This window comes from Shewanella colwelliana ATCC 39565 (assembly GCF_000518705.1).
Classification (GTDB): domain Bacteria; phylum Pseudomonadota; class Gammaproteobacteria; order Enterobacterales; family Shewanellaceae; genus Shewanella; species Shewanella colwelliana.
This window is the reverse complement of record NZ_KI912481.1, coordinates 133,305-154,837: the sequence shown is the minus strand read 5'-3', so window position 1 is coordinate 154,837 and position 21,533 is coordinate 133,305. Positions and strand designations below refer to the sequence as shown.

15 protein-coding genes are annotated in these 21,533 nt (G+C 47.6%); 3 read left to right on the top strand and 12 right to left on the bottom strand.

Annotated features, from left to right (window positions below; genetic code table 11):
- Positions 1-594 precede the first annotated feature (594 nt).
- The 8 genes from L876_RS0119900 to L876_RS0119865 form a co-directional block, all read right to left on the bottom strand.
- Entirely contained in the window at positions 595-1,830 is a 1,236-nt protein-coding gene (locus L876_RS0119900) for a phenylacetate--CoA ligase family protein (RefSeq protein ID WP_028765405.1), read from the bottom strand.
- Positions 1,831-1,841: 11 nt separating this feature from the next.
- Positions 1,842-2,660: an ABC transporter ATP-binding protein gene (locus tag L876_RS0119895; protein ID WP_028765404.1), complete on the bottom strand. Its 819-nt coding sequence runs from the start codon at positions 2,658-2,660 to the stop codon at positions 1,842-1,844.
- A 71-nt stretch (positions 2,661-2,731) separates the two neighbouring features.
- Positions 2,732-3,979 carry an ABC transporter substrate-binding protein gene (locus L876_RS0119890; protein WP_028765403.1) on the bottom strand — a complete coding sequence of 416 codons (1,248 nt, stop codon included), beginning with the start codon at positions 3,977-3,979 and terminating at the stop codon, positions 2,732-2,734.
- A 187-nt stretch (positions 3,980-4,166) separates the two neighbouring features.
- Positions 4,167-5,240: a branched-chain amino acid ABC transporter permease gene (locus L876_RS0119885; RefSeq protein ID WP_028765402.1), complete on the bottom strand. Its 1,074-nt coding sequence runs from the start codon at positions 5,238-5,240 to the stop codon at positions 4,167-4,169.
- A 75-nt stretch (positions 5,241-5,315) separates the two neighbouring features.
- Entirely contained in the window at positions 5,316-6,209 is an 894-nt protein-coding gene (locus tag L876_RS0119880) for a branched-chain amino acid ABC transporter permease (protein ID WP_028765401.1), read from the bottom strand.
- Entirely contained in the window at positions 6,206-8,170 is a 1,965-nt protein-coding gene (locus L876_RS0119875) for a long-chain fatty acid--CoA ligase (protein WP_028765400.1), read from the bottom strand. The genes L876_RS0119880 and L876_RS0119875 overlap by 4 nt, the downstream gene beginning before the upstream one ends.
- Positions 8,170-8,967, bottom strand: a complete 798-nt coding sequence (locus L876_RS0119870; RefSeq protein WP_028765399.1) for an ABC transporter ATP-binding protein — start codon at positions 8,965-8,967, stop codon at positions 8,170-8,172. Before L876_RS0119870 ends, L876_RS0119875 begins: the two co-directional genes overlap by 1 nt.
- A 145-nt stretch (positions 8,968-9,112) precedes the next feature.
- Positions 9,113-10,153, bottom strand: a complete 1,041-nt coding sequence (locus L876_RS0119865) for a DcaP family trimeric outer membrane transporter (RefSeq protein WP_028765398.1) — start codon at positions 10,151-10,153, stop codon at positions 9,113-9,115.
- 258 nt (positions 10,154-10,411) lie between these two features.
- On the opposite strand from L876_RS0119865, the gene L876_RS0119860 reads away from it, so the two are divergent.
- On the top strand, positions 10,412-13,885 hold the full coding sequence (locus L876_RS0119860) for a hybrid sensor histidine kinase/response regulator (protein WP_028765397.1): 3,474 nt from the start codon (positions 10,412-10,414) through the stop codon (positions 13,883-13,885).
- A gap of 83 nt (positions 13,886-13,968) precedes the next feature.
- On the opposite strand, the gene L876_RS0119855 is transcribed toward L876_RS0119860, so the two are convergent.
- The gene (locus L876_RS0119855) at positions 13,969-14,631 is read right to left on the bottom strand and encodes a response regulator transcription factor (RefSeq protein WP_028765396.1); all 663 of its coding nucleotides are present in this window, start codon (positions 14,629-14,631) and stop codon (positions 13,969-13,971) included.
- 386 nt (positions 14,632-15,017) lie between these two features.
- On the opposite strand from L876_RS0119855, the gene L876_RS0119850 reads away from it, so the two are divergent.
- Complete coding sequence (locus L876_RS0119850) at positions 15,018-16,142, top strand: patatin-like phospholipase family protein (RefSeq protein ID WP_028765395.1); 1,125 nt, start codon at positions 15,018-15,020, stop codon at positions 16,140-16,142.
- Here the strand turns inward: L876_RS0119850 and L876_RS0119845 are convergent.
- Together L876_RS0119845 and L876_RS0119840 are read right to left on the bottom strand one after the other, a co-directional pair.
- Positions 16,129-16,956 (bottom strand): SGNH/GDSL hydrolase family protein, encoded by an 828-nt coding sequence (locus L876_RS0119845; RefSeq protein WP_081730753.1) that lies wholly within the window; start codon positions 16,954-16,956, stop codon positions 16,129-16,131. The genes L876_RS0119850 and L876_RS0119845 overlap by 14 nt on opposite strands.
- A gap of 20 nt (positions 16,957-16,976) precedes the next feature.
- Complete coding sequence (locus tag L876_RS0119840; RefSeq protein WP_028765393.1) at positions 16,977-18,923, bottom strand: monovalent cation:proton antiporter family protein; 1,947 nt, start codon at positions 18,921-18,923, stop codon at positions 16,977-16,979.
- 245 nt (positions 18,924-19,168) lie between these two features.
- Between L876_RS0119840 and dgcS the strand changes: the two genes are divergently transcribed.
- Complete coding sequence (gene dgcS / locus L876_RS0119835; RefSeq protein WP_028765392.1) at positions 19,169-20,053, top strand: diguanylate cyclase DgcS; 885 nt, start codon at positions 19,169-19,171, stop codon at positions 20,051-20,053.
- Positions 20,054-20,147: 94 nt separating this feature from the next.
- Here dgcS and tilS read toward each other — a convergent pair whose 3' ends face one another.
- On the bottom strand, positions 20,148-21,533 hold the full coding sequence (gene tilS, locus L876_RS0119830) for a tRNA lysidine(34) synthetase TilS (protein WP_028765391.1): 1,386 nt from the start codon (positions 21,531-21,533) through the stop codon (positions 20,148-20,150).

Here is a 21,533-nt window from a genome sequence, read left to right as displayed (position 1 = left end):
AGTGTAGATGCAGCTGCGGACGTTGATGGCAGGGATGCCATCGTCGAGCCTCCACGGATGGATTCACGGCGTGGAGCAGAAGTATCTGCACATGAGCCTGCCGCAGGCAATTAACTCCCATTGAAGGTATGACCTTCAAACAACACTTAACAAATTAGATGCGGCCAAACGCAACTAAGGCTAATCCAAAAAATGCCAAACCTTCATTACAAGGCCTGCACACTTTGGGGCAAAATCAAGTCAGTTTTTTATTCCCCCCCTTTCGACATCCGCCAAATCGAAGAGACGTTGAGATACCGAGTGTAGATACGCCAGTGAGCTTCCGAAACAGGGATGTTTCGCAGAGCCTAAAGGGACTTATTCACGGCGTCTCACAGGCATATCTGCACATCCCTCGCCGGGCAGGCGTTCAGTAACACCGAAGGTGCGACCTTCAAGCTCACTTAACAAATGAGATCCAGCCAAACGCTACTTAAGCAAATACAAAAATGCCTACCCTCATAAAAGGCTAGGCATTTTAACTTGAGTCACTTGAGTCTAAAAAAACACCACTAGTATCGACGCTTACGTTAAACACTAGGTAGCAGAAGAGCCTTAATGAGACTCCCTTTGGTCTTCAATCACAATGCCATCATCAGCCAAGGCACCAAGTGCGACCAATGCTACCTCGCCAGCCAACTGTGTCTGAGCGCGAATTGACGCTTGTACCGCTGCGATATCGACATGAGGCTGCGCCCTTTCATCCACCTCACATAGTAACTGCATCACATCGTTGTCATGCTGGCGAGTCACGACCAAACGCACCTTTTTAATGGCTTCATGACAACAGCGAATACGCTCCACTTGTTCAGGGTGAACAAAGAGCCCTTTGACCTTGCAGGTTTGATCTGCACGACCAAGCCAGCCTTTTATACGCATATTTGTGCGGCCACAAGGGCTTTGACCCGGGAGCACCGCAGAGAGATCCCCTGTGGCAAAACGGATAAGTGGGTAGTCACGATTAAAGCTCGTCACCACCACCTCACCCACTTCGCCATCGAGTACCGGTGTTAATGTACCAGGACGAACAATTTCGACAATAATGTCTTCAGCCACGACTAGCCCTTCGCCCTCACTTTCAAAGGCAATGAGGCCGATATCGGCGGTAGCGTAAGCCTGCTTAACATCAATACCGGCATGAGCAAATTGCGCCCTTAATGTTGGGGTCAGGGCTTCGCCTGAAACCAATGCCTTAGTGATTGATGAGGTATCTTTGCCCTGCTCTCTGCCCTTTTCCAGCAGTATGTTAAGAAATGAAGGCGTACCGCAATAGCCGCTGGGGGTAAGCGACTCAATCAACTCAAGTTGCATCTCTGTTTGACCAGGTCCTGCCGGTATGACCGTGCAGCCACAAGCTTTGGCGCCGGAGTCCATGATGAAACCACCGGGTGTAAGATGATATGACAAGCAGTTTTGCACTATGTCACCGCTGCTAAATCCTGCGGCAAAAAAAGCTTGTCCCATGCGCCACCAATCGAAGCCGTCACACTCTGGCTCATAAATGGGACCCGGAGATTTAAAGATACGTCCAACTTGATGTTTGTTGGGTGTCATGCCAGCAAACGGCGGTAGAGCGGCCTGCAGTGCAATCAGATCCGCCTTGTGCGTAATGGGGAGTTTAGCAAGCGATGCGCGGCAACCCACTGCCGACAAGTCTATCTTTTTAAACAGTGTGCTGTAGTAATCACAATGGGCTTTTGCAAAGCTCAATTGCTCCGACAGCGCTGACATTAAATGGTCCTCGCGCTGCTTGGCACTTTGCCCTTCAAGTGGGTGAAAGAACTGCTTCATCATCGCTCCTGTTATAGCCAACGCTTACGGCGTTTATAAGATTTTAGGTTTTTGAAACTCTTGCGGGTTTCATTGCCACCGCCAAGGTAAAACTCTTTCACATCTTCATTATTAAGCAGTTGGGCTTTGGTGCCGTCTAACACTATCTTGCCAGACTCCATAATGTAGCCGTAGTTGGCGGCTTTGAGCGCGTAATTGGCATTTTGCTCCACCAGCAGCATAGTAATACCCTGCTCACGATTGATTTTCTCGATAATGCCAAAGACCTCTTTTACCAGTAGCGGCGATAAGCCCATCGAGGGTTCATCAAGGCAGATCATCTTTGGCCGCGCCATGAGTGCACGCCCAATGGCTAACATCTGCTGCTCACCACCTGATAAATAACCGGCGAGCCCTGTGCGCTCTTTGAGGCGAGGGAAATAGTTAAACACCATGTCGATATCTTGGTTTACCTGACTATCGTTACGGGTATAGGCACCCAGTTTTAAATTTTCAATCACACTCATATCTTCAATAATGCGCCGTCCCTCCATCACCTGAAACAGTCCTGAGCGCACCACATCGTCGGCATTTTTCACATCAATTCGCTCACCCATAAAGTGAATGTCACCGCGAGACACTTCACCATTTTCAGTCTTTAACAGCCCTGAAATTGCCTTCAAGGTGGTGGACTTGCCCGCTCCATTAGGCCCTAGCAGGGTGACGATTTCACCTTGCGGCACATCGATACTGACGCCACGCAGTACCTGAATAACATCGTCATAGATCACTTCGATATTATTAATCGATAGTAGCGGGGTGTCGGGTTTTAACTGCACAGCTTGTGTCATAACTACTCCAAGATAATGAGGTCATGGCCTAGGGGGTTAACTGCTCTCTCTAGGCCTTGAGTCGTTAACGATTAATAACCTAACCAATCCACGCGGCGCTCTAGCGTCACTTGGTTAACTTTTTCAACCTTTATGTCGCCGTCGTTATAGTTGCCCTGATAGATATTGACCTGGTTAATACCGCGGTGGTCCTCAGCGGTCCACGTTGCTGCTAAGCACACGCCCTCTAATCCCTTAGGCACCCAGTTTTGTTTAACATACATCCCCTTCTTCACGTTTTCGCCAGTGATACCGCCATTGGCTTTGGCCCACTCCATCGACTCTTTCATAAAGTAGGTCGAGCAGATACCACGGATATAATGGTGCAGGCGCTGCTCTTCGCCGCTGTTATCTGACATCTTTGAGATGTCGCGGACCAGTTTCATGCCAGGCACGTCATCGCTCCAAAATGGTGTCATGGTTGGGAAGATATAGTTTTTCACGCCCTCACCCGCCGCTTTAAAGACCAGTTTGTCACCGCCCCAGATATTCGACATAAACTGAATGTCTGTGCCAACTGTGTCACAGGACTTAATTAATGACTGCACCGAGCCCCCCAAGTTGCCTATATACCCATAGTTAGTACCCGAGCTTTTAAGGCTTAAACATTGCGCCTTAAAATCACCCGGTTTCATGGAGATAACCACCGCTGGCTGCACCTCAAATCCAAGCTCTGTGGCATATTCTGCGCACGCTTCTTTAGGCGCATTAGGAAACGGGTGGTTGGCTCCAATGTGGGTAAACTTAGGCTTACCTTTACCGCCTTTGGCTTGCCAATCATCAGCGGCCCACTGCACTAATCCACGGCACGCGTCAGAGTAAGAGGCGCCATAAAAGAAGTTATAAGGCGCTGGTTTTTTAGTATTGGGGTTCTTGCCCTGAGGGTCAGTTAGGTGACCCGAATAAGAGGCCGAGAAAATGGGCGTTTTATCTTTTGCGGCAAAGGAGATCAAGGCTTCAGTGTCGGCGGTGCCCCACCCTTGCATCACCACCATATTTTTACGTGATTGCCACTTTTTATAGGAGGCAATCGCCTGCGGCACTTTGTAGCCATAATCGATGGTTTCATACTCTAAGGTGGTGCCATCAATGCCGCCATTGGCATTGATGTAGGCCAGCGCATCTCGTACACCATCGGCATAGGGTTTACCCACAAATGCCGTAGGACCAGACATATCAGCCAAGTGCCCTACAAACACACTGTCTTGAGCCAGCGTTACGCCACTGGTCGCAAATGTTGAGCACGCTACCATAGCGCTAAGCAGTATTTTTTTTGTCATCGTTATTATCCTTTAAAATGATCCATCATTAGTGAATGCCTACGACAGGTTGCGCAACAGCAAAATAAACGCCCTATGCCATTCAAACTCGGTGCGTGGTTCTTTAAGTCATTAAAGAAGATCATGCCTCTCCACCTTCGCCAAAGTGGTGGTGCAACTGCAATTAAACCCGTTTTACTACAATGCCCTAGTAGGCAAATGGGTAGCATTTCCAGTAGTTTTTAATTTGGTCCCAGCGATGCGCCAGCCCCTCTGGTTCAAAAATAAGGAACAAGATAATCACCAATCCAATAGCCATCTCTTTGATGTAAGCCAAACCGTCTGTCACCATGGGAATGTTGCCCCAATCTGTGTATTTCATTAGCCCCACCATGGATTCAAGCATTTCAGGCAATAGCACCATAAACACCACACCCATCAAGGTGCCCTTAATGGAGCCAAGGCCGCCAATGATCACCATGGCCAAAAACTGGATTGACATTAAGATGGTAAAACCCTCCGCCGATACATAGCCAAGATAGTGAGCGTACAGCGCACCTCCAATCCCGGCGTAAAAAGAGGAGATCCCAAAAGACAACAGGCGATATTTATTGAGCTTTACCCCCATGATCTCGGCAGACAGATAATGATCACGTACGGCAACAAAGGCGCGTCCATCTCGACTACGCATTAAGTTGCAGCCCCAGATGTACATAAACACTAAGGCAAACAGCGCAATAAAATAAAAGCTCAAGTCAGTATCAAAATCGAAACCAAACAGACTAACGGGAGCAGCCATAGCGCCCGACGATCCACCCGAGAACCAATCGGCGCGAGCAAAGAAGTCTTCAATAATGAACTGCGCCGCCAACGTGGCAATGGCAAGGTAGAGGCCCTTAATCCGCGCCGCTGGCATACCAAACATCATGCCTACCGCCATGGTAAGAAAGCCCGCTAACGGAATACACAAGACCACAGGAATATGAAAACTGGTATTAAGCCAAGCGGAAGCAAACGCGCCAAAGCCAAAGAAAGCGCCGTGCCCCAGTGAGATTTGCCCGGTAAAGCCCACTAAGATATTGAGTCCTAATGCGGCAATGCCGAGATAGGATATTTGGATAAATAGGGTAAGAAAGTAACCATCAAGTACCAAGGGCGCGGCGCAAGCCAGCGCAATCACTAAGGCGGTAAACCAGCGAATGGTTTTGGTTTCAAAGATGGTATTGTCACTCTTGTAGCTAGTGCGAAAATCCCCACACGGCCGCATTGCCAAACTAGACATAAAACACTCCTTGAGCAGAAATAAGGTCAATCAATAATTGCCGTCTTGAACATAGATAATGTGTTGGGTTCACCGTTAAATTCGCTCAATATCACGGGTGCCAAACAGGCCGTAGGGTTTAAACCAGAGAATCACTAACAGCACATAGAAGGGCGCGATGTCATACATGTTGCCGATATGCAGGTATTGGCTATCGAAGAACTCGGCAACATTTTCGAGCACTCCAATCACGATGCCACCCACGATGGCTCCAACAATTGAGTCGAGCCCGCCCAATATCACTGCGGGAAACACCTTAATGCCGATGGTTGATAGAGAGTCAGATACACCATTAACCATGCCAGTCACTACGCCCGCCGTCGCCGATACTGTTGCGGCAATTCCCCAACTCATGGCGAACACTTGTTTAACGCTAATCCCTAGACTCTGAGCCACTTGCTGATCAAACGCCGTGGCACGCATCGCCAACCCATGTTTGGAGTATTTAAAGAACAGGAAAAAACTGACCATGATAATCAGTGCAATGACAGTACTCATTAGGTAAGCAAACTCAATGTTGAGACCGAATATGGCCACCGATTGCGTATCAAATACCTTAGGGTAGCTCTGAGGTGAGACACCAAAGATCCACTTAGTCAGGGATTGAAAGAGAATCGATAGACCAATCGTTACCATGATGACTGAGATGATAGGCTCGCCAATCATAGGACGCAGTACAATCATCTGCAGTAACACACCAAAGACAGCCATAAAACAAAGAGTTAATATGAAACCGAGAAAGAAAGGCAATTGGAAGTAGGTCAAAAATGCCCAACATACCCAGGCACCCACTAACAAAAACTCCCCTTGGGCAAAGTTAACAATTTGCGTCGATTTATAGACCAGCACAAAACACATGCCCACCACACCATAAAGCAGGCCCACAATGAGGCCATTGGTGATCAATTGCAGTAATAGTTCAAAATTCATGATGCTCTCCTTTGCTCAACACTTACGTTGGCGGCTAAATCAGGGCTTCCCACTGTGGCCACTTGTAGCTGTGTTTTAATCCGTGACTTGGTGCCATCTTGGAAGGTAATAACGGTGTCGATATCGACATGGTCGTCATCGTTATAGATTGAATCGATGATCTCGCCATATTTATCTGCTATCACCCCTCGGCGCACTTTACGGGTACGAGTAAGCTCGCCATCATCGGCATCTAGCTCTTTGTATAACAAAATGAATTTATTAATTTTCTGGGCATCTGGCAGGCTGCTATTGACCACCTCAACCTCTTTGGTTAACTGCTCATAGACTTCAGGCAGCGTGGATAAGTTGGTGTAGTTGGTAAAGGCCAATCCCTGCTGTTCAGCCCACTTGGATACAATGCTAAAGCGGATACATAAGATGGCAGACAGATAGGGCTTGTCTTTACCCAGGATAACCGCCTCTCCGATAAAGGAGGAGAACTTGAGTTTGTTCTCAATATACTGCGGCGAGTACTGAATACCGTTGCTGGTTTTAGCTAAGTCTTTGATGCGGTCAATCACCACTAAATGACCATTGGGTTTGAAATACCCCGCATCACCGGTGTGCATCCAACCCTCCTGAACATCTTCGTCATAGGCGGCTTGGTCGCCTAAATAGCCGCAGAACATCCCCACGGTTTTAGCAATCACTTCGCCAACGCCTTCGCTGTCGGAATTAATCACTTGCAGCTCTGCCGTGTCAAAAGCAACGCCAACCGAGTCATAATCCACATCATCTTCATGATGTATGGTGTAAGCGCCACACATCTCGGTTTGCCCATAGAGCTGCCTTAACGGCACCCCAATACTCTGGAAAAACTTGAAAGTATCTGGCCCCATGGCTGCACCACCTGTAGCGGCTGACTTTAAAAATGAAAAGCCGAGCCTATCTCTCAACGCTTTCATTAAGATGATGTCGGCCAGTGTTGAGCGCTTCCCTTGAGCCAAACGTTGTTCCGCGCGGGCCATGGCGAAATCAAATAGTTTCTGTTTCAGTGGTGTCGAATCCATCATGCGCGCTTTAACGTCGGCTAAAATCCCCTCCCATACTCTGGGCGCTAACAAAACAAAACTTGGGCCAATTTCACGTAAGTCGGCCATCATGGTCTCTTGCTCTTCGACAAAATTAACGATTTGTCGCGCGATCAATGACTGACCCACCGCATAGACTTGCTCCATGATCCAAGGAAGCGGCAGTACCGACACATAGTTGTCGCCTGGCGCACGCGGATCGGCGCGTAGATAGGAGCAGCAATGCTCAACAAACTTGCCCCCTTGCAGTAATACAATTTTAGGCTTTGAGGTGGTCCCGGAAGTGGTGCAATAGATAGCAATATCGTCAGCCTTGCCCGCATCGACTAAATTGTCATACAAACGCGGAGTTTGATTGTCTACCTCTTGACCAATCCGATATATATCTTCAATACTTATCAGGCGCTTATCATCATATTTGCGCATGCCACGTGGGTCACAGTAGACGATATATTTTACCGCTGGGATCTGCTCGCCCAGCTCCAGCAGTTTATCGCACTGCTCTTCATCTTCTGCCACAACAACCTGAGCGTTGCTGCGATTGAGAAGGTAAGCCACCTCTTCATGCAAAGAGTCTTGGTAGATCCCTAATGAGAAACAGCCCATGGCATGGGCAGCGACCTCGCCCCATACCCACTCAGGGCGGTTGTCACCAAGCAGTGCAACGGTTGCCTTTGCGGAAATACCCAAGTGATTAAATGCTAAAGCCATCCACTTCACGCGGTTATGGTAGTCTTGCCAACTGAACTCACTCCAGATGCCAAACTCTTTCTCGCGCATCGCAATATCTTTACCCCAATTGGCCGCATTGTGACGTAAAATCTTAGGAAAGGTATCTAATGTGCCCATCTCAAATGCAGCTGCCGATGTGTGGTTTGACCTACTCATTATCCGACCTCTTGTAATTGCTCATTGTCATCAAGCCCCAGATAAGCCTGCCTTACATGCTCATTGGCCATCACCTCGTCGGGTAAACCACAAATGAGCTTTTTGCCAAAGTCGAGCACCATCACCTCATGGGAGATATCCATCACCACGCCCATATCATGCTCAATCATTGCGACGGTCACACCGAACTCTTCATTCAAATCTAAGATGTAACGCGCCATATCCTCTTTCTCTTCAAGGTTCATGCCTGCCATGGGTTCATCTAATAAAATTAACTTGGGATTAAGTGCCATGGCACGTGCCAGTTCCACCCGTTTGCGTAGGCCATAAGAAAGCGTGCCAGCTACCGATTTACGAACGTGTGAAATATCGAGAAAATCAATAATCTCTTCGACTTGGCGACGGTGTGCCAGCTCCTCCTTTTGGGCTGGCGATGCCCAATAAAGCGGCCCTGTGAGCCAGTTGTTTTTCATTAAGTGATGGCGGCCCACCATGATGTTGTCCAGCACTGACATGTGGCCAAAAAGGGCGAGGTTTTGAAAAGTGCGCCCGATGCCAAGGTCGGCGCGATCGTTCGGGCGCATATGGGTAACATCTTTGCCGTTAAAATGAATGCTGCCATGCTGTGGCCGATAACGGCCTGAAATACTGTTTAGCATCGACGTTTTGCCCGCACCATTAGGACCAATAATGGAGAATACGGCGCCTTGCTTTACTTCGAAACTGACGTCGGTAAGGGCTTTTACACCACCAAACGCCAAGGAAATTTGTTCGACTTTTAAAATGGTATCGGTCACACCCATACTCCTTTGAACGGCGTTGCCGTTACATCCATTTCGCTATTGTTGTGTAGAGAAAATGCTCGACTTGCTATCACACTGGGCAGCGCAGGCCAGTCAAAAAATGGGAGGGCGCTATTGAGCCGCCCTCCTAACGAGTGGGTTAAAGGGCGTAACGCATAGATAGCTGAGCATAATTGGAGTCGACATCTTTATCGCCAATTTCAAAGTTGCCCACCTCAATACCTATGGCTAATGCCGGGGTAAGGTTTTGGAACAAGTTAACGCTCCACTGACTACGCTCAGCGGAAGTGATATCGGTTTCAACACGACCGTAAAGCACTGTGCTTCTTAACGTGTCGGTCCAGTAGTGACGATACGCAGCGAGATAAGAGGTAGTAGTTTCAACTTCTTCATCCACCAAATCTGACGCGGCACCGATGCCGACATAACGTCCGACCTCACCTTGGTGAAATTGAAAGCGTAAATCGTCTTTACCAAACGTCTTGATCCGTCCAGCAATTGAACCACCAAAGGCGGTTTCACTATTGCCAGCATTGGTGTTTAAGCTGCGACCTAGGGCTGAAATAGACACATTACCCCAGTCGCCTTTGAAGTTGTAACGAGCGATAACATCCGGCAAATCGTCATTGGCAGTATCACCACCGACACTTTCAGGATTCTCTATCGATACTTGGAAGCCGCCCATGTCATAACGAATTTGCCCCTGGCGAATAAATGCCAGCCCCACTGTCGCGCCGGCAAAATCGGCGGTTTCAGGAATGGCACTGGTATTCATAAAGGTGGTCCAGGTTTGTCCTGCGGTCAGCCCTTTATACTTAATGAATGCATGACGCAGACGCGGATTAGCCGAATTGGACACAACCTGATTGCCACCGCCACCGAGAAAATCCATTTCAATAAAGCCCATCACATCGCCATGCACATATTTGGTGTTGAAGCGTGATTCATTGGCAAAAATACGAAATTGTGAGGCATCCTGCTCTAGCGCGGTTCCCGTGCCGATCCAAAAGTCTCGATAAGCGACATCGCCTGATACATAACGGGCGTCCACCTTAAGGTAGCCGCCAAACGATAGCTTACCCTCTTCACCAACGTCGAAGTCGTAACCGGCCATCGCAGAACCAGCCAGTAGACAGAGTGAACTTGCAAGTGTGATCTTTTTTATTGTTGAAATGAGCATCTTTATATCCCCTGTTTTGTCTGACTCCAAGATGGAGAAATTGCAGGGTTGGCTCAATTGGGAATAGGTATTAGTTAGAGAGTATTAATGCCTTAGGCGTAATACCAATCGGCTAATCCGTAAGACTTACAACCTAAGATCTACGACTTAAGTCGGTAGTCGTGACCGAGGCAACAATGGGGAAATGTGGTATGTTAAATTTCATAACAAACAAGGAGGTTAGTGGGTAACTCCTTATAAGAAGAGTCGGAATGACCTATGTTTCCTAATTGGCTTTTAGTCACCATTAGCATCAGCTATATCGGATTACTGTTTTTAATGGCCTTTTTGGGCGACAGATACCGTGAAAAACTGTTTACCCAACAGCACACCATCATCTACTCCTTATCACTGGGTGTTTACTGTACCTCTTGGGGCTTTCTCGGTACCGCTGGGCAAGCAGCCAGTAACTCCTTCTCTTATCTGCCAGTTTATATCGCACCGATTTTATTGTTTATTTTTGCCTGGCCTTTTATTCAACGGGTGATACGCGTCTGCCTTAAGCTCAACATCACCTCGATAGCCGATCTTTTGGCGGCGCGCTTTGGTAAATCGCCGCTGCTAGCGGTAGTGGTCACCTTTGTGGCCTTAGTGGGCACCCTGCCCTATATCGCCTTACAGCAAAAAGCGATCGTCAACTCCTATGAGATATTGCGCCAAGACCACCTGTTATCGTCATGGCAATTAGGGTTAGTGGTTAGCCTTATTTTGGCGGGATTTACTATAGTCTTCGGTGTGCGGGCTATCGATGTCACCGAGCGTCATCCGGGCATGATGCTGGCTATCGCTTTCGAGTCTTTCGTCAAACTGGTGGCGTATTTGAGCATAGGCATATTTGTCTCCTTCTATTTGTTCGACTCGCCACTGGAAATTTGGCGTAAAGCGAGTGAAACCTCGCCTATCACGACCCAATTTACCTACCCAAACCTTATCTCTATGTTTGGCCTACTGTTTATTGTAATGTCCGCCTTTCTCTGTCTGCCACGACAGTTTCAAGTCCTCATTGTTGAGCTTAAAGATCAAAAACACGCCCTTTGGAGTCGCTGGACCTTTCCGCTGTATATTTTGGTGTTTGCTTTTTTTGCCACACCACTGGGCCAAGCGGGGAACCTTCTTTACGGCGATTCACTACAAAGCGACGCCTATGTGTTATTTTTGCCCGCATTCAGCGGTGAAATATGGCTCGGTCTATTTAGTTTTTTAGGGGCCATATCTGCGGCAAGCTCAATGGTGATTATCTCGACTATTGCCCTCAGCACCATGTTAAGCAATGAGGTGGTGTTCCCGACACTGTTTAAAATTAACAATATTCAAAGTGCTGACTTTCATAAGTTTCGCTCTCATCTTCTCAATATTCGTAAAGCACTAGTGCTGTTTGTTATTTTCCTAAGTTATGGCATGTTTCTCATCGCCCCTCCTGATACGTTAGCGTCACTGGGTGAGGTGGCGTTTGGAGCCATCGCCCAAATTGGTCCGGCGCTGTTTGCGGCCTTCTTATGGCGCCGAGTCACCTTAATTGGGGTACTCATCGGGATCTCCTCTGGCTTTGGCCTGTGGCTAGTGCTGAACCTGTTACCGCAACTGGGCATGTACCCACATCCCTTTGCGGGCACCGAATATTCAATGACCACCCTAGCGACCTTAGTAGGCCTATTTGTAAATATCACCGCTATCTGGCTGGTTTCCTCCTTTACTCGTCAAAGCGTGCACGAACAGATGCAGATAGGTCACTTTTTTGAGCGCACCGAGCTAGATAAACTCACCCCAGAAGTGCCCAAACATGTTAATCCGACCGAGCTAGAGTTATTGGTTGCGCGTTTTGTGGGCAAAGATAAAGCCGCACAAGGCTTCTACACTTTTTTCTCCTGCCAGCCTAACCCGATCCTTGATAAGAATAGTCACAATCAAGCGCTGATCTCCTTTACCGAAAATATGCTGGCCAGTGTAATGGGCTCAGCCTCGGCGCGCTTAGTGATCTCCTGTGCGCTGCACGGACGAGATATCGCGATAGAGGATGTGGCGCAGCTAGTAGAGGAAGCGTCAAGCCACCGTACCGCATTTAGCCGCTCAGTGCTGCACAGCGCTATTGAGAACGCGGGGGAAGGGATCTCGGTTATCGATAAAGATTTGAACCTGGTGGCATGGAACCAGTATTACCTTAAGCTCTTTAACTACCCAGAAGATCTTATCTATATCGGGTGCCCCGTAAGGCAGCTGATTGAATACAACCTGAGCCAAGGGCAGCACTACCCACATAATTTAGAGGAGCAGGTGGAAAAGCGGCTGACGTTCTTGCGCCAAGGCAGCCACCATAGCAGTGAACGCGTGCAAGCCGATGGCAAGACCATTCGTATCCAAGGTAACCCAATTCCCGATGGCGGCTTTGTGATGATATTCTCCGATATCACCATGTACCGAGAGGCGGAAAAACTTCTCAAAGAGAAAAACCTCGACCTAGAAGCCCGAGTGTTTGAAAGAACGAAGAAACTAGAACAGACCAATCTGCAGCTAGCAAAATCGAATGAAGAGCTGGCTGAGGCATTACAAAAAATTGAACAAGCCCACCAAAAGAAAAGCCAGTATCTTAAAGCTTGTAGCCATGATCTGTTACAACCCTTGTCTGCCGCACGCCTATTCTCATCAGCCTTTGTACAAAATGGACAGCTGTCGAGGAAACAGAAGCAACAGATTGGCTATATTGACAACTCACTGCAAGTGGCCAATGAACTGCTGCTGGATCTCAACGAAGTGTCGCGCATTGAGAGCGGCACCATAGTACCAGAGATAGCCGACTTTCCACTGCAAGAGGTGCTCGACTCTTTGGTCGATGAGTTTAGTGCGCTGGCGACTCATTCCCAGGTCGAGTTTAAATGCGTCAGCACCCGCGCCTGGATCCGCAGTGACAAAGTGCTGTTACGGCGAATTTTGCAAAACCTTATTAGCAACGCATTTCGCTATGCCGGAGAAGGAAAAATTGTCTTAGGTTGCCGTCACCGTGGCGACCAGTTTGCAATACAGGTGGTGGATAATGGACCAGGGATCCCCGATGAAAAGCAGTTGGAAATTTTCGAGCAGTTTACCCGCTTGCAGCACTCAGGTCATGATGGGGTCAATGGTTTAGGCCTTGGACTCAACATCGCACAAGGTTTAGCTGAGTTGATGCAGCACAACCTGAGCCTCTCATCAAAGCTAGGTAGCGGCAGTATTTTCAGTTTGCAACTGGATAAAGCGCCCCCACAACAACTAGATACCATTGCCCCAAAAGCCGACATATTGACCCTCAATGGCGTTCATGTGCTCTGTATCGACAATGATCTGAACGTATTAGAAGGGATGAAGACGTTACTAACAGGCTGGAAGTGCCATGTTTATACTGCATCAAATCCTGATGAAGCAAACAAGGTCATTAACCAATATGGTTCAAAAATCGATATCGTCTTGGTCGATTACCAGTTAGAAGATAATCAAAATGGGCTGGATCTGATGGCGCAACTGCAACAGAAATTAACCAAACCCGTTCCCGCTATCCTAATCACGGCCACCATAGATGAAAATGTGGTGCAGCAAACCAAAGCACTTGGGTACGGTTACCTGCGTAAAATCATAAAACCTATCGCACTGAGAGCCGTAATGAGCGCCACATTAGCCAATAGCCTGCACACCAACTATTCGGCGCAAACACCTAGCTATTGAGCATAATGAGTGCTTAGAGCAAGGTGTTTGCAAGCACAACGAGTGTCTATATCTCGACATGGCAACGAAAAGCAGCGACAGGTCTACTCAACCTCTGCCACTAAGGAGACTTTGTCGAGGTAGAGTTGGCTCATGGCGATAACTGCCTGAGTACGTGTATGAACCCCTAGCTTTAGGAAAATCGCACTGGCGTGAGCTTTAACCGTTGCTTCCGACAAGCCAAGTTCATAGGCGATTTGCTTATTTAACAAACCGTCGGCAAACATCATCAAAATACGATGCTGCCTTGGCGACAGGCTCGCAATTTTACTGCTGACACTATCGAGTGTGACAGACGCTAAATCACTACTGTTGACGGGTGACCATTGCTGCCCTGCCAGTACACTATTTATCGCTTTGACCATCTGGTGTGCCGACGTGGACTTAGGAATAAACCCTGCGGCACCAAATGACATGCTCTTGCCTACGGTTACCTTATCCTCTTGGCCTGAAATCACCACAATGCCAATATGCGGATAGGTATTGCGAATATTAACTAAAGTATTAAACCCATGTGCTTTGGGAATATTCAGGTCGAGCAGTAACAGGTCTGCATCATCATGTTGCTGTAAGATTTCATCCAATGCTGTCACGGTTTCGGCTTCAAACAAGGTCACATTGTCAAATTGGCTAGTTAAGATATTGACCAATGCTTGCCTAAACAGTGGGTGATCATCGGCTATTATTATTTTTAGTGGCGGTATCATGTTGTATCCCTCAAATGTACGCCAAATCAGTCTACTCCAACGCTTATTATTATCAACTTGGGCTATGACACTCACGCACCAGCAAAAAATAGTAAATAACATTTAAATAACAATAAAGTAGCGACAAAAAAACAATAAGATTCATCTCAGTGGCCCAAGTAAACATAGACTTATTAACTAGGGTCGCTGCCAACTTTCTATGTTAGGTAGGGGCTTTCTGTCACTATTCGAGCAAAGGCTGATGTACTTAGGGTAAAAAAATAGCCCCTAAAACCAGAGCGACGACTTGTAGAACAAGCGGTGGTCACATATTCTAAATTAGTAGTAAGATGAAATATGTACACAGAATAAAAACGATATAACTTTTAGAAACATAAGGGGCGAATTTGCCAGACAGAACGGCTTTAGTATTAGGCGGTGGTGGCGCAAGAGCGGCCTATCAAGTGGGTGTGCTTAAGGCGATAGTGCAAAACTATCCCCGCAACCATGGCGTGCCTTTTAAAATCATCTGTGGCACCTCTGCCGGCGCTATCAACGGGACCTCTATTGCCACCCATGCATCTTGCTTTCATTTAGGTGTACGTAAACTTGAGTGGGTGTGGCGTCACTTTGATACCCATAAAATCTACCGTTCCTCTTTCGCAGGGGTATTTTCACACTTGGCTCAGATGGCTTTAATGGGGCTGCAAGATGAGAAAATTAATCCTGATCCTGGTAGCCTGTTTGACAACGATCCATTACGTGATCTACTTAATCAGTTAATCAACTTTGAGCGCATCGACAGAAATATCGGCAATGGCGCACTGCATGCTTTGAGTGTCGACACCTCTTGCTACAACACTTCACGGTCAGTGACCTTTTTTCAAGCCAGTAAAGAGATAGATGATTGGCAACGAGCAAGACGTTGTGGTTTACGAACTCACCTAAACACCGACCATCTACTTGCCAGTGCGGCAATTCCATTAGTGTTTCCCTCAGTTAAGCTTAATCGTGGTTATTATGGCGACGGTTCGGTGCACCAATTGGCACCGCTAAGTAGCCCTATTCACCTTGGCGCCGAAAAAATAATGGTGATTAATTTAGAGAGTCGTCATAAGCAAGTGCACCAGGATTTAGAGCATCATCCCAAAACGGCAACCATAGCTGGCCACCTGCTCGACACTATCTTTTCTGACACACTAAACAGTGATTTAGAAAGATTACAGCGCATCAACGGAACAGTGAAGCTGATCCCTGAAGAGGTTCGTCACCAAGCAGCGCTTAAACCTATTGAAACACTGGTGATAAAGCCAAGTGAAGATTTAAGCATGATTGCCGCTCAACATTACCAAGATATGCCTATGGCTGTTAAAGCACTGCTGAGACTGATTGGCATTAACCAACAATCAGACTCGAGTATCGTCTCCTATCTGCTGTTTGAGCGTAGCTATTGCAGCGCATTGATAAACCTTGGCTACCTAGATGGTTTAGCACAAATGGATGAGATTAAAGCCTTCTTTAATATTGATTAGCCGAACCTTTGGTGGCGCTAATATAATGCGATGCGGCAGCCTCCCCCCATAACTGATAACTCGCCGAACTTGGGTGGAATCCATCGCGAGCCATCGCCTCGTCATTAACAGGCAATTGTAAGTCAAGCAGACAACAGCGAGTATCGCCGCTGGCCAACTGACGTAATTTACCATTAAACGCTGCAGCTCTTTGCCCCAAAAACCAGCCCAACAAACTTGGAAATGCGGGGAATACACCTAAAGGTGGGACTGGTGTTAACACAATATGTGCATTAGGCGAGTACTGATGCAAGGTATCAATCAGTGCCCGCTGCGCCAGCAGCCAACGATTTACACTGATTGGGCTGAGCACATCGTTCACCCCTAGAGAGACCAGCACCAAATCAAACTCATTAGATTGCATCACCTTGATGCCATGCCCTGATTTTAAGTGATTTAAGGTACTGACGGTCGTCGCACCAGAGCGTGCTACCAATGTCCAGTTGAGCGAATAATATTGTGCTAAACATTTAGATAAACACCCAGATAAGGCTTTATCTTGGGTATCTACGCCCACCCCAGCAGCGGCTGAATCTCCCAATATCAATAGGTTAAGCGGCATACCATAGCCCCCTTTACCAGAACGTTCGCCTTCTGCTTCGGGCAGTCTTAATGTGTTCCGTTTAACCCATAGTGCTTGCACTAAGAGTATCGGCCACAGTAATAGTGCAACAAACTGGTACAAAATAGCTTTCTCCAAAACATAAATAATGGGTTGAACACGGGTTACCTGCGGAAACCTTATCTCCCCCACCGTAGAAGGAAGACTCAACATAAAGGCGCTATATCACTGTTTTACCCCTGCAACAAATAGTGTTCTGCCTTCTCAATACGCCTCGGCTTACCTAAAATAATCAATATATCCCCAGGACGAACCTGCCAATTAAGCTCAGGACTTTCTACCTCTGCGCCCGCCCGGCGAACCGCTCTTATCTCGACCCTGAGTTTCTCCCACGGGATATCCCCCAAGGTTTGGCCAACCACATGAGCACCTTTGGGCAATGCAACCGCATGCAGAAGTTCAAGCGTGAAGTCTGTCTCTTCGCCGGAAAAAAAGCCGTGCAAATACTGATAATGATTCCGCCGTTCATACTCTAAACGCTTAAGAATACGCGATAGTGGCACACCACATTGAAATAGCACTTGGGATACCAACATCAAGCTGCCCTCCAGAGATTCAGGGATCACTTGACTCGCACCAGCTTGCTCTAGCTCCTCCATCCCCTCATCATCGCGAGTGCGTACCAAGATGTTAGCGTCAGGCGCCAATTGCCGACACAAAGGCAACACCTCATCAAGTACCCGGCTACTACTAAAGGTAAGAACAATCAGCTTGGCCTCTTTGATCTGCGCCTGTTTTAAAATCGAGCGCTTTGCAACGTCACCAAAATAGACTGGCTCGCCAGCTCGTCTCGCTTCTGAGACTCGTTTAGGGTCTAAATCTAACACCAAATAGGGAATGGCCTCAGTTTTCATAAAACGCGCAATAGTTTGCCCTACACGGCCGTAGCCCAAAATGAGCACCAACTCATTGCCATGATCAACGGTCGGGATCTCCTCATACTCAGCCTGCTGTGGTTTAACACCGTGCAATCGCCGAGCAATATCCACGCTATTTTTTACCAGCCAAGGGGCTACTGCCATAGACAGTACGGCCACCATGACCAATTTAGTACTTAAATTAATATCGAGCAGCTCATAATTAACCGCCAACGCCAGTACCACAAAACTAAACTCACCCACTTGGGCCAAACTTATCGCACTGGATACCGAGGTTCTAAAGGACTCTTTAGCGGCCCTTAATAAACCATAAACAATTAGCGCTTTGGCGATGATCACCGCCACCACTAGCAGTAACACCTGCCACCAGAAGGTGATCACTAAACTAAAGTCAAGCAGCATGCCGATGGAGATAAAGAACAAGCCCATGAGCAGATCCCTAAAGGGTCTGATATCGGCTTCAAGTTGACGCTTATATTGACTCTCACCCAACAGCATCCCCGCCATAAAAGCGCCCAATGCCATGGATAAGCCTATCCACTGCGTAAAGGCTCCGGTCACCAATGCGACAACGAGTGTCGATAATACAAACAGTTCATTAGAGCGAGAGCGTGCCACCTCATCAAAAATTTTAGGCAAGGCCCACTTACCAAAGGCCATCAGCGCAACAAAGGCCAAAACCCCTTCCGCCATGGCTAAACCAATGGCACTCCATGTGAGTGTTTCTCCGTTTGATGCCAGCAATGGCATAAGGATCAGTAGCGGTACGACGGCAAGGTCTTGAAACAACAATACACTGACCGACAGCTCACCGTGGCGGCGACGTAACCATCCGCGTTCGTTCAGCAGTTTAAGGACAATGGCCGTGGAAGAGAGCGCGATAGCCGAACCGACAACGATAGATTCCGTTAACGATAAACCGATCAACAAACTGATGCACATCGTCAGGACGGCAGTAACAAAGACTTGAGCGCTACCTAAGCCAAATACGGTTCGGCGCATTGCCCACAATCGCGGCAGTGAAAACTCAAGCCCCAAGGAAAACATCAATAAAACGACGCCAAGTTCGGCGACAGAATGAATCTGCTGCTGACTAAACCAGTTGAATAGTGAGGGGCCGCTTATAACCCCTGTCACAAGATACGCCAAAATGGCTGGCAAGCCTGCACGACGAAAAAGGGCAATAGAGACAATCGCTATTACCAACATCAATAAAATCTTTATGAGAAAGCTATGTTCCATTACTGCTCCAATCGACAGACTTTACGTGGTGTTGTTCGGTTAAGTGGTTCCCCTGACCAAGAGGATTGCTTGGTGGCTGATGTTGGGAAACCTTGCTTTCGTCAAAATCCTGACGCGCGCAAGTAAACCTATAACTAAGAGATTAACTTAATGACAAATAAAGACAAATTTAAATTTAAAGTATTAGGCACGATATTTGCTTAATAGAATATATCTTCAGTCCGATTTATTGTGGAGCAAACACTATGGACTTTGCCTTAGCGACAGAATTTTCACCTGACGAGTATCGCTTTCAACCAGAGTATCAACATGCTCGTCACACTGAGCCTAACTTAGTGTCTATGATGCAGCAGTTGCACGAAAGTTTAGATCCTCGGACAGTCTTTGCCTGCTACGGCAAACTGATGGGTCAATATCTGCCTGTCCATGGCGTTAAACTCCACTGTAAAGAGTATCAGCTAAGCTGGGGCAGTGAGCAAGGTCTGCAGATTAAACAAGCAATAGGTTTTGCCGGTGAAAAATATGAACTCGCCTATCAACTTATTGCACCACTGGTGCCATCACAGGCTGAACTACTCTACCAGATGCAAGACTTACTCTTGTTACCGCTGTTTAACGCCATCAAATATGATCAAATGGCAAGACAAGCGATGCACGATGCCCTAACAGGCTTAGGTAATCGTCACTACTATAACGAAGCAATCACTAAATCATTAGCTAGATCACAACGCCATGGCGAGATGATCTCTTTGGTGATCTTGGATTTGGATAACTTTAAGAAGCTAAATGACCAATATGGACACTTAGTGGGTGATGATGTGTTATCGACCTTTGGCCAAACATTAAAACAGGCGATTAGAGATACGGATCAAGCCTTTAGAATAGGCGGTGATGAATTTTTAGTCATAGTCGAAGGTGATACCTTAGTAGCGCGGATTTTGTGTGAACGGGTATTAGATATCATGAACCATCACCCACTGCTCAACAAATTTAACGTACAAAGCAGTCTCGGTGCAGCCCAGTGGTGCAGTGGTGACACATCGCAAGATCTTTACCTGCGCGCGGATAAAGCCTTGTATCGTGCAAAAGCATCAGGGAGAAGATGCTATAAGATTGATGGTCAAGCATAGTGAGTTAACCTAAGATGGTTAGCTCACGACTCTGCTGAACACTATTTAATAACGTAGGACAGTGCGTAAATACTCAGGCTTTAACCCGCACTCACTATTTTAGTTGGATATCGAGACCCATTTGGTCTGAAGCGGCAACAAACTTCCTCTCCACCCAGTAACCGATTGCAGCCACTATGCGCTCATTAAAATAGAGCAGCGGCACGCTATCACGTTCCCAAGGCGGCACGTCAAACTCCTGCCACAACTTCTTTAGCTCCCGTCCCTTATCGCGCATATGTGGATGACATCTGAGCGATCCTGGCACAGCAAAGCGTACACTGACCGTTTCACCAGGCATAGGCATGCGCACTCTCACGCCTTGGGAAGCTATGAAAAACTGCAATTGCCGCTGCGGGTCAATTTGTACCCTGGTTGCAACATCTGCTAGGGGCAAAGTGGTTATATCCACCATCAGGTTACTCAGCGCTACATTGCACCTAGGCTGATACTCACTTAAATAAAGATAGTGACGAAACCGACGTAACAATGTGGCCTGAAAACGGATCTCAACCTTGGCATCTGGTTTAGCATCAAGCAGTTGTGACAATGCTTGTTGCAGCTGAACAACCGATGGCATTGCGTGTCCTTGAGACTCAATAAAACCACGCAGTAGCTGGGCACGCCAAAGTGGACGCTGAGCTGCCAGCAACTTGAGGTCCAATACGGGAAAAACCCTATGGGGCAGATTGACTAACATTGCAGGTAAGCGAGCGCCCACCTCTTCATCAATCAGTGCCTGTTGATCGGCACATAGCTGAGCGCTACGACTGGTGGTGGCCGCAATAGCTGGCCAGCGCGACTTTAATTGCGGAATGACATGCAGCCGTAAAAAGTTGCGGTCAAAGCGACTATCGGCATTACTCTCATCTTCTATATGCGCCAACGCCTGCGCGTTGGCAAAGGTTTCTATCTGCTCGCGCTGAATATCCAGTAGCGGCCTGACTAGCCAAAAGTGCTTACCTAAGCCTTGAATGGTCCCCATCGCAGCGAGACCTTTGGGGCCGAGGCCACGTTTAAGGGCTAATAGTAACGTCTCAAGTTGATCATCTTGATGGTGAGCAGTCAGTAAGATATCGTCGGGCTCCATCACGCTTTGTAACGCGCTATAACGTGCCTCACGTGCAGCCGCTTCAATACTGACTCGTGGCCCACTGTCTACTTGTACCCGTTTCACCACAATGGGCAATTGATACTGCTTGGCTCTGGTTACACAATGCGTTTGCCACATTGCAGCATTGTCACTCAAGCCATGATGGACATGCACCAATAAGTAACGATACTCAGGGTGCAACTGCGCAAATTCAGCTAAGCCATAAGCAAGCACTTCAGAGTCGACGCCACCACTGTAAGCAAGCACTAACTGCGTGCCTGCCACAGGTCGATGTTCAGCAATGAGCTGTTCAATCTGCTTACAGGGGGAAAAACTCGGTAGGGCCAT